Origin of the sequence: Clostridium folliculivorans (assembly GCF_024341905.1) — a bacterium.
Taxonomy (GTDB): Bacteria; Bacillota; Clostridia; order Clostridiales; family Clostridiaceae; genus Clostridium_AR; species Clostridium_AR folliculivorans.
Genome location: NZ_BQXY01000002.1, coordinates 714,674 through 724,072 on the forward strand (window position 1 = coordinate 714,674; position 9,399 = coordinate 724,072).

The window sequence follows — 9,399 nt, forward strand, 5'->3', positions numbered from 1 at the left end:
TCAGGGTTTGAGGGGTTTTTGCAATTAAATTCAAGGCAATTTATTAGTAAAAACTGTCCATTTAAATTTATTTCAGGTCATATAAGATATTATAAATTTAGTGCACCCCCGATAAATAATATAAACAATTATAATAAAATACTCTGCATTAGCACTGATTTGTTTGCTTCAACAAATTAGTGCTAATGCAGAGTATCCCTTTAAGCTTTTTTAATAAATCGATTTCCCTTAATTGTATATAAGTCTTCTGTAGTCATAGTAATCCTCAATCTACATCATAAATATTTCTTACTGTTTCAAAGAAGTCTTCACTATAGTTCTCTTTAATATATTCAAGCTTAAACTTCGATATTTTAGAAAGATTAATTTTTACTCTCTTAGACTTTAATATATGATCTGCTCTTTTAATTTCATTGGATTTATATTTAAGAATAACTTGAAATTTATAATCATTGAAGATGATTGCATAGGAAAATCCACATTTATCCTTAGAACTTTTATCTGTTACACTAACATTAACCTCTTTGACATCAGTGTAAGAATACCTTTTGTCCGAAATACTCCAAAAGTCGTCGACACCGATGTAATTATCCGTAAATTACGTATAATCCTCTAATCCTAAGATTTAGAATGGAAATGAAATTACAAAGCTAATAATCATCAAATAAATATAATTTTAATTCTAGTATAGATTAGTACTTTATTAATCAAAACGAACTCATATGCATTTCTTTTAAATATAACCAGCCACCTGGTAATTTATACCACGACAAATTTTAACTATAATATTATGTTATAATTATCAAGGCATAAATTTCTAGGAGGTTTAATAATGATTGCATTACTTTTTTATTGTTCAGTTTTAATTTTTCTAATATGTCTTTTTAAACTTTGGTCTTCTACCAAAGTACTAAAAAGCAAAAGAAAAAAGTATATTAATGGCATGGTGTTTTCAGCTTTAATATCGCTCTTCATAATGTCATCAGACTTAACTGCATTTTTACTTTTAGTAGGATTTTTAGTTTTTGGTTCTTGTATCACATTGATTTTAGTAACCGGGCTAAAAAATAAAGATAGGTCGAAGAAATATTATTTTGGAATTTTAATATCTATATCATTGCTATTTGCAAACTCTTTTCTTGCTTCACATGGTATTAATTTTAGAATTAATCCTACAGATAATGCAACAACAGTTGCTAGCGAGAAAATTTCTGATAATAATTTAAATAGTAATTCCACAACTACATCCAAAGCAACTAATACTGCTGTAAAAGAGTCAGTTGAAAATAATAATAATAGCACACCTGTAGATAATTCTACGAACCAAGTAAGTACTTCGAATATTAGCAACAATAGCACAAACGGTACAAGCTCACCAAGTAGTGTTTCTACTTCAAGTAGTAAGAATAATAGCAGTAATTCTTCTGGATTTAGTAGTATAAAACATGAGGATGTAACGACTGCTCCTACAGCAGAACAGCAAAAAAGTGAAAGAACTGTATACTATACCCCAGGAGGAAAAAGCTTTCACTATAATAGAAACTGTGCTACTTTAAAAAGAAGTAAAACCGTTTTATCAGGCAAATTATCAGATGTTATAAGATTAGGAAAATCTGATCCTTGTAACGTTTGTGTACGTCAGTAATACATATACTTAATTTATAGTTGTTCAAAAATAGCGCACTTATTGTTTCAGTATGGAGATTTACTATTTCAGTAGCTACTCTGTATATTATATTTTATTGCATAAAATACATAATAACTCTAGTAAACAAAGGATTGATAAGTTAGTCGAAGATTTATGGCAATAGAAAAGAGCAGTAAAACACTGCTCTTTTCTATTTAGTTATCCTTCATCTTACTCTGAACATACTCCTCATATAACTTATCGAAGCCTTTTATGCCTATAGCCTTTGCAGTACTTTCATCGTAATATTCTTTAAGATCCTCTACTTTCCCTATAGGCATATCATATTGAATGATTATAGTGCTGCTTAGGAAGTACATTTTATTATCCTTAATAAATTTTATAACTTCTGAAAATAGCAGTTCTTTCTCTTGGAAGAATTTATCTCTATCTCCATGATAGCTTATTTCAACAATACAATCAGAATAAGTGTGCTTTGGTTCATTTAATAGATTCCACTTAACCTCTTTATTTTTTACTCTTTCATATTCCATAAAGTCATTTATAAATATATCAATTCCTGAATGATCTTCCTTAGAGCCTTTATACAAGGTAACTTCATAGCCACCTAATATCCTGCAGGAATTTAGCTTTTTAGCCTTAATTCCTTTTGCAGTCACTTCTTTATCATTGACGAAAATTATGAGCTCACCCTTTTCTATAAATTTACAATATAGTCTTCCAAGGCTTATTAAAATTTTCTCCATTGAGTAGCCATTGTCTAATTCTTTTTTTAAGCTCTTCTCTAAGTCACTGATTATTATAGTAGTGCCTTCAACTATTTTTGAATTATAAGCTAAGTTTTCAGTTTGAGATTCAAGCTCATCACTATTCGAATTAAGATCTAAAGAAAACTTTCTAGAGCACCTTTTCTTGTTTGAAAATATCTCTATTTTATTTCCCAGCTTAAAAAAGGACTTTTTTATACCTAATCCAGAAATATTATCTCCGTTTTCGAAGCCTATTCTAAAGATATCTTTGTCTGTAATCTTACTTTGGATTCCTCCGCTGTTATCACTAATTTCTATGGAATCCTTAGTTATATTTATGGTAATTTTACAAGGGTTTTTACTAGTTGTCACTTCTCTTCTAGCATTTATGGAGTTGTCTATAAACCTGCTTAGTGATTTAGATATGTCCTCTTCTTCAACTAAATTTCTTCTTAGGAATTTCTTATCTACTATAACTCTGTTAAAACTCGCCATAATTCCCCTCTATTATTAAGTAATCTAATATTACTATATGCTGAGAATTTTATTTTGCTACAGGTGTAAGCTTTACATTTCCTAAGAAAATTTATGTTAAAAGTCTTTTATTTAAGCTATATCTAATAATACTATTGATAACAAAATGCAAAGCAATAGCACCCTTTTTTGAGAGTTACATTACTTTGCACTTTAAGAATATTTATATTGATGTTCCTATATTTCACGGTTTATTATCTATGGTGAACCCTATACCTTAAAATGGTTTTTAGTTTGGATTTTTCTGTTCTTCTTGCATCTGAAATATATATCTCCCTATGTACTAGAGTGGTTATTTCAAGATCATTTTCCTTTATAAATCTTTTCATTTGTTCAAAGCTTTGCGCTTCATCATCATAAGATCCAATATGCATCATCTGAACTGATAGCCCATCCTCCATAGTTTCGAAAGTTACCTCCTCTAATAAAGGATTGGGCTTTTTCTTTCTAATATTTTCAAATGCTTTACTTACCACTTCCTCAGTCACAAAATCAGGTTGTCTAATCATTATAGTATATAGCAATTCATCCTTATTTAAGGTATCAAGCTTTCTCCCCTCTTCTGTAAGGTCCCATACTCCCTCAAGTGGATAAACAGTATATTCAAAATACCCTTCTGGTGTGTAACCTTGCTTTGGCATCATTCTAACAGCATAGGCTAACGAATATAATGCACCTATTCTTTCAGCGAAGTCTTCATCGTTAGGATTTCCTTTTCCTTTTATCATAAAGAACTTTTGCTTTGGTACTATAATTAAATCTGGCTTCTCTTTCGGTAAATATAAATTTTTTTCTTGCTTTTTCCACTCGTATTTCACAATTACTCTCCTTTTTATCTTGTTTTTAATATATAGCTACTCTAATTCCATGAATTTAGAGTACACTAGAAAACATATTAACTAATAATGGTATTTATCTTGATTTATAAAATCTATTTGAAATCGCTCTATAGATGTACCATTTCGAACCTAAATCTATTTTCATAACTCTTACGGGTTCTGGTGAGAGAATTTAAAAATAATAAACTTTATTACGAAGTAGTACATCCATATCTATAAGATAACACACTTAATACGTCATCATACTGTCATATTACAATAAAAATTCTATAAATATCTAGTGTTTATAAAGTTGAATCACTTCTCAATCTGCACTATTGCCCTGAAATATTATTTTTAGGATACCCTAATTGGAATCACTTGTATATATAGAAACTTTATAGGATAATAAATTCATACCACATCCAATAAATTCAAAATATGAGTATTACTTCAATGCAATTAGGAGGATTTATTAATGCGAAAAATCACTCTAGTCTTGCTAATTTTCACTTTTGCAGCTGTATTATTTGTACTGTATATCAATAACTCTTTAGGTAATAGTAAAGAAATCAGTTCAATTGAAATAATTAGGCAGTCAGACAAGACAAAATGGACACTTTCAGATAAGAGTACTATAGATAAATTTGCAAAGGCACTAAATGATAAGAAGAAAACTAATGCAAAGATTGATATACGATCATGTGATTATTCTGTAACTATGAATTTTAAAGATACTTCCTCTGAAGCTTATATGCTGTGGGTGGATGAAGGTATAAATGTACAAGGTGTGTTAATGAATGAAGACTCAACTTGGTTTATAAATAAAAAGTCAAATGCAATTTTTAAAGAAATTTTGAAAATGAAGTCTTAGAAGTAAATAGAATTCCTCAAAGATACTGGATAACCTTGGATTAAGCTATCTTTAAGAGATGTATTGAAAATACCACAATTTTTAAGGGATGTCAAAAAATGACCTCCCTTAATCTTTTTATTAGCATTATTCATTTTTTCACTGCTTTAAAAGTTTACTATTATATATCTTATTAAATATTAAGTACAGCGGAATATAAATTATAAATGAATACCAATGTTTCCATTTTACATATACATATATGTCCAACCAAGCAAATAGAGGCTCAAATACAAACGCACATATCATTGCAAATCCTATTGCTTTTATAAATACATTTACTTTTGGTTTTAATTGTAGTAAAAGCATTATTGCTACAGGAAATAATGCAAAGTCCCAAGGAACATATATTACAGTCATAGGAGTTACTTTGTAATCATAGTACCAAAGCCCATAACATATACCAATTAGATCCAAGACATTAGTCACTATCGCAACAACTAACCCTGTAAAGAGTAGACGTATTGTTTCTTTTTTATTTCTAGCCTTTATCCAAATAATCCAAGGAATAATAGTTAAAGCTACTCCCAACCACCAACGCCATGTAAAAATAATATGGCCAATCCATAGCTGTTGCAAATGTCTATTATTATCTGCAACTACTTTATAAACCTCACCTAATATATGTTCTTTTCCCAAATAAATCACCCAAATAAAGTATCTGCTATATTTAGTTAATCAATTCGTCATATTATGCAATTGTTTAATAAATTTAGTTAATTTATACTCTAATTACAGCACAAATTTTAAAATAATGTATCTACTTCTGATTTCTCTATAAAGCATATAATTTTCTATAAGCATGTGTTACATTGCACTGAACTATAAAACTCCTAACTTTTCTAAAGCTTCTTTTTCACTACTTAAAAAGAATATATTTTTCCCATTATTGCTTTCATAAATAAAATCTCTAAGGCTCTTACTTGTATAGCCTGAAAAATCTCCAACTATTGCAAGCTTCATACGATAGTTTATAAATTTTTGAAGCACTTCTCCTGCTAATTTTGTTTTTAAATCAAAGAATTCTTCTACTATTGATGACTTATCCAAAACCATCGCATCGCAACCTGTCTCATAACTCACAGTTGCTATTAGATCTAAGGCAGATTGAACATCTGTTATCAGCACTTCACTGCTTTTTACAACAGCTATTTCTACTTTATTTTCAACTACTTTATTAATTTCCATAATATCTCTCCTTTTGCTAACAAATTGATTTCCAGAATCATGTAAGCTTCTTACTATGGGTACGTATATTTGCTCCATGCTTTGCTAAAGAATACTTTTCAAATTAAATAGTTATGCTGGAGATTCCTAACCACTTAATTTAAACACAGTATTTTATTACATTATATATTTAGCGCACTTAACTTATTAGTTCATCAAAATATCCAAAAATTCATTTTGCTCAACTTCATCATTTTCCCCATCTGGCAGAAGGTGAAATATAATCTCCTTTTCCTTCCACAGTCCGCCAATAGAATCAAGCATATACTCTGCACATTGACTAATTAACTCAAACTGTTTTTCTAAACAATTTTCTGAATATAAATTTGAAATTATATCGAATAATCTAGGTTCTTGTCTTTCGATAAATTTTAAGTGTAATTTTGGTTTTCCTACTTCCCATCCTTTTATACGAGCATAACAGGATAAGAACCAATCCATTGATGAGTAAATAAAGTATTTTGCATATATTTCATTGTCATGCAATCTGTGTTCTAGTTTATCAAGTACATGTCTAAAAGAAAATCTAAACAGCATCTTTTCAAAGTCTGACAACTCTCTAGGAACAGTCCATTTAGTTTGAACACTTTTTAATAACTCTGAAATTATATTGTCCTTATCATATAATATCTTGCAATTAAGATGAACCAACATAAATTCATCTATAGGCATATCTGCCATGAAATCCTCTTTAGATAAAAGCATGCAATCAACAGGAATATCTTTAATACGGAAATGTACCCCTGAAAAATTTTTAGATACTGGTTTATCAAAAATTACAGTTAAATCGTAATCTCCACCAGTAGCCATATCTTTATACGTTCTTCCTCCATATTCAACAATGCCTATTATATTTTCATTTTTCTTTAGATTCTCAATGAAACTTTCTATATTATCAAATTTATTTTCTCTAATAATCAATTTCTTCACCTTCCTATTATGAAACCATAATAAATTACACTATAACTTTTTAACACTTATCCATATGATACCACAATTGTATTTACATGCGAACTCAAATCGTATTCTATGATGTAGCTTATACATCATAGCAAATTTTCAAAGCTTATTTAGATTTGGAATTAAGAAATATAAAATTTATGTTATGTTAAAGAATCGCTCTAAAAATTATCTAGGACCTTAATTTACTTCGAGTTTTGAAGAAAATTATGCTAAAGGGGTAAGCACTAGATATTACTATAAAAAAGCCTTCTATTATGTATTAAATAAATGTTGTTACTGGAGCCCCAAAGGACAAGCTATAAAATACCAACATTTATTTAATACAGAAGCTAAGGGTATAAAAAATATATATACACAAGTGCATTATATAAGGTAGCAGCATTTAGGTAGTTATATTTAGATTAATATAGGAATTGCACTACATGGAGTTTAATGATTGAAGCAGTGCCGCTATCTCTTCACATCCATTTTCACAAAAAGTTGTATAGGGTTATTTATATAATTATAAATAATTAAGTGAAAATTTAAAAATAAGACGATGTAATTAAAATATAATCATACTCTTTTAAATTAAATAATCCATTAAAAAGTAATAAGAAACATTTTAGCTAACTATATTATATATTGCGATTAATTGGAACTTAATGGTATAATCAATTCTTGAAATATTTAAAGAGGAGATCATTATATGAAAATAATCAAGATTTTATTTTACATTTTAATATACGCCTTGCTTATAGGTGGGATTATGGGAATTATAAAGGGATTAGTGCCTCATATGGAATGGTTTAATTTTCGTTATTTATTTGGAATGGGCAGCACATTTACAAATGAACATATTCCTATCTATGCAGTTGTTTATGGAATTTTCATGGCTATACTTGAAATAATATCGGCTATATTGTTATTAACTAAGAAAGGTAACGGAATAAGATTTGCTATAATAACACTTTGTATTAATGCTTTGGGTTGCATTATTGCAATTTTTCTTGGAGATATAGCGGCTATAGGTAGTTTGTTAATTAGATTTTTTGCTATTTATATTCTAATAAAATCCAAAGATTTCTATGTTAAATTAGACAAGAATGTTGATTTGAGTAGTTAATAATATTGTTAAAATGTACATTCTTTTAAATTACCCCATAACCTTTTTGTAAAATATTTGAATTTACTCAATTACTTAATATATAATTAGGTAATTAGACGATTGGAAAATATTCTAACACAAAACTTCACATAACTAAAGGAGGTAGATAGCTATGTTTAAAGTGGAAAATATGGATGCACATTTTAATAAATGTGCTTCAGATTATGACAGAAACTTTTATGAAGATCTTGGTATGGGTGAGTTCTATGATGAAATTGAAAAGCAGTTCAATATCTGTGGAGAACCTAAAAACATTTTAGTTCTCGGCTGTGGTACAGGGTTAGAAATAGAAAGAATTAGGCATTCTGCTACAGTTACTGCCATTGATATTTCTCCCGGTATGCTAGAACAGCTGCAGAAAAAGGACTTGCATCCAAAGTTAACATTAAATACAATTTGCGGTTCATATTTTGATGTTCCATTCGCAGAAAACAGCTTTGACCTTGTGCTTTCAACTTATTCTCTACATCATTTTAATATAAATCAAAAAACTAGACTCTATAAAAAAATACATTATTGCTTAAAAACTAGTGCCCATTTCATAAACGGTGACACTGTTTGTAAAGATAAAGACGCTGAAATTAACCTACTTAAAAATGCAGAAGAGATATATCAAAAGCAGCAAGTTCCATTTGGAGCTATTCACATTGATGTTCCTCTTGCGTTAGATACTGAGCTCACTCTCCTTTCTGATGTAGGTTTCAGTAATATTTCAGTGGAGAAAAGATGGGCTAGGGCTTCGTTAATCAAAGCGATAAAGTAACAATTACTAATATGACCACATTAACTGCACATTATAATATATTATGAACTTTAAGTAGGAGTAGATAAATGAAAAATGTTAAGAACACACTGATAGGGCTATACTTCAACCTCTTTATTGTAATTTTATCATTACTTTTTCTATTAAGAGGACTAACACATAGTAATATGTATGCCTGGTTGAAGTGGATATTCGTATTTGCACTTATTGTTTCAGAAACTTTCAACATAGTTTTTGCAGGAATAAACGCTGTAAATTCTTTTATTCTTTTAAAAAATAGTGACTATAACTCAATGCGAAAGAATATGAAAGCACTTAAATTTGGAGTAATTCCTTACTTTGTCATTAATTTTATTATATATGCTTTATTGTTTTTACTATTTTTCGCTGCATCCAGAGGACTTATTGTCTTCACACCTATACCATTATTATTTTTAATTCCTGTTTTTTTCGCATACCTTACAGTGATATTTACATCAAGTTATGGAATAGGTTTTTCCTTAATCTTATATAAAGAAAAAAGGATTAAGACTGGGAAACTAGTATTGCACATGCTACTACAACTATGTTTTGTTCTAGATGTAATAGATACGATAATTTTAGTGTCAAAAAATAAAGTTGTGAAATAATCTAAATT

The 9,399-nt window shown here is 28.9% G+C and carries 10 protein-coding genes; 5 read left to right on the forward strand and 5 right to left on the reverse strand.

Annotated elements, in window-relative coordinates; genetic code table 11:
* Positions 1 to 832 precede the first annotated feature (832 nt).
* Positions 833 to 1,645, forward strand: coding sequence for a hypothetical protein (locus OCU55_RS09705; RefSeq protein WP_261852104.1), 813 nt, complete (start codon positions 833 to 835; stop codon positions 1,643 to 1,645).
* Positions 1,646 to 1,842: 197 nt separating this feature from the next.
* Here the strand turns inward: OCU55_RS09705 and OCU55_RS09710 are convergent, their stop codons facing one another.
* Together OCU55_RS09710 and OCU55_RS09715 are read right to left on the reverse strand one after the other, a co-directional pair.
* Positions 1,843 to 2,892: an ATP-binding protein gene (locus OCU55_RS09710; RefSeq protein WP_261852105.1), complete on the reverse strand. Its 1,050-nt coding sequence runs from the start codon at positions 2,890 to 2,892 to the stop codon at positions 1,843 to 1,845.
* 233 nt (positions 2,893 to 3,125) lie between these two features.
* Positions 3,126 to 3,749 (reverse strand): GyrI-like domain-containing protein, encoded by a 624-nt coding sequence (locus OCU55_RS09715; protein WP_261852106.1) that lies wholly within the window; start codon positions 3,747 to 3,749, stop codon positions 3,126 to 3,128.
* Positions 3,750 to 4,227: 478 nt separating this feature from the next.
* Between OCU55_RS09715 and OCU55_RS09720 the strand changes: the two genes are divergently transcribed.
* On the forward strand, positions 4,228 to 4,623 hold the full coding sequence (locus OCU55_RS09720; protein WP_261852107.1) for a DUF5301 domain-containing protein: 396 nt from the start codon (positions 4,228 to 4,230) through the stop codon (positions 4,621 to 4,623).
* 138 nt (positions 4,624 to 4,761) lie between these two features.
* Here the strand turns inward: OCU55_RS09720 and OCU55_RS09725 are convergent, their stop codons facing one another.
* From OCU55_RS09725 to OCU55_RS09735, 3 genes are all read right to left on the reverse strand, one after another.
* A complete protein-coding gene (locus OCU55_RS09725; protein WP_261852108.1) occupies positions 4,762 to 5,301 on the reverse strand; it encodes a CBO0543 family protein in 540 nt (179 codons plus the stop codon).
* 183 nt (positions 5,302 to 5,484) lie between these two features.
* Positions 5,485 to 5,850: a DUF4180 domain-containing protein gene (locus OCU55_RS09730; RefSeq protein WP_261852109.1), complete on the reverse strand. Its 366-nt coding sequence runs from the start codon at positions 5,848 to 5,850 to the stop codon at positions 5,485 to 5,487.
* A 186-nt stretch (positions 5,851 to 6,036) separates the two neighbouring features.
* Entirely contained in the window at positions 6,037 to 6,810 is a 774-nt protein-coding gene (locus OCU55_RS09735; RefSeq protein ID WP_261852110.1) for a hypothetical protein, read from the reverse strand.
* A 730-nt stretch (positions 6,811 to 7,540) separates the two neighbouring features.
* Between OCU55_RS09735 and OCU55_RS09740 the strand changes: the two genes are divergently transcribed.
* The 3 genes from OCU55_RS09740 (at position 7,541) to OCU55_RS09750 (ending at position 9,391) form a co-directional block, all read left to right on the forward strand.
* Complete coding sequence (locus OCU55_RS09740; protein WP_261852111.1) at positions 7,541 to 7,957, forward strand: hypothetical protein; 417 nt, start codon at positions 7,541 to 7,543, stop codon at positions 7,955 to 7,957.
* 154 nt (positions 7,958 to 8,111) lie between these two features.
* On the forward strand, positions 8,112 to 8,762 hold the full coding sequence (locus tag OCU55_RS09745) for a class I SAM-dependent methyltransferase (protein WP_261852112.1): 651 nt from the start codon (positions 8,112 to 8,114) through the stop codon (positions 8,760 to 8,762).
* A 68-nt stretch (positions 8,763 to 8,830) separates the two neighbouring features.
* Entirely contained in the window at positions 8,831 to 9,391 is a 561-nt protein-coding gene (locus OCU55_RS09750; RefSeq protein WP_261852113.1) for a DUF6652 family protein, read from the forward strand.
* Positions 9,392 to 9,399: the final 8 nt, after the last annotated feature.

Bases quoted from the DNA above. Each gene is read 5' to 3' on its own strand.
- OCU55_RS09705 (WP_261852104.1), top strand. From the start codon at position 833: ATGATTGCATTACTTTTTTATTGTTCAGTTTTAATTTTTCTAATATGT.
- OCU55_RS09710 (WP_261852105.1), bottom strand. From the start codon at position 2,892: ATGGCGAGTTTTAACAGAGTTATAGTAGATAAGAAATTCCTAAGAAGA.
- OCU55_RS09720 (WP_261852107.1), top strand. From the start codon at position 4,228: ATGCGAAAAATCACTCTAGTCTTGCTAATTTTCACTTTTGCAGCTGTA.
- OCU55_RS09730 (WP_261852109.1), bottom strand. From the start codon at position 5,850: ATGGAAATTAATAAAGTAGTTGAAAATAAAGTAGAAATAGCTGTTGTA.
- OCU55_RS09740 (WP_261852111.1), top strand. From the start codon at position 7,541: ATGAAAATAATCAAGATTTTATTTTACATTTTAATATACGCCTTGCTT.
- OCU55_RS09745 (WP_261852112.1), top strand. From the start codon at position 8,112: ATGTTTAAAGTGGAAAATATGGATGCACATTTTAATAAATGTGCTTCA.
- OCU55_RS09750 (WP_261852113.1), top strand. From the start codon at position 8,831: ATGAAAAATGTTAAGAACACACTGATAGGGCTATACTTCAACCTCTTT.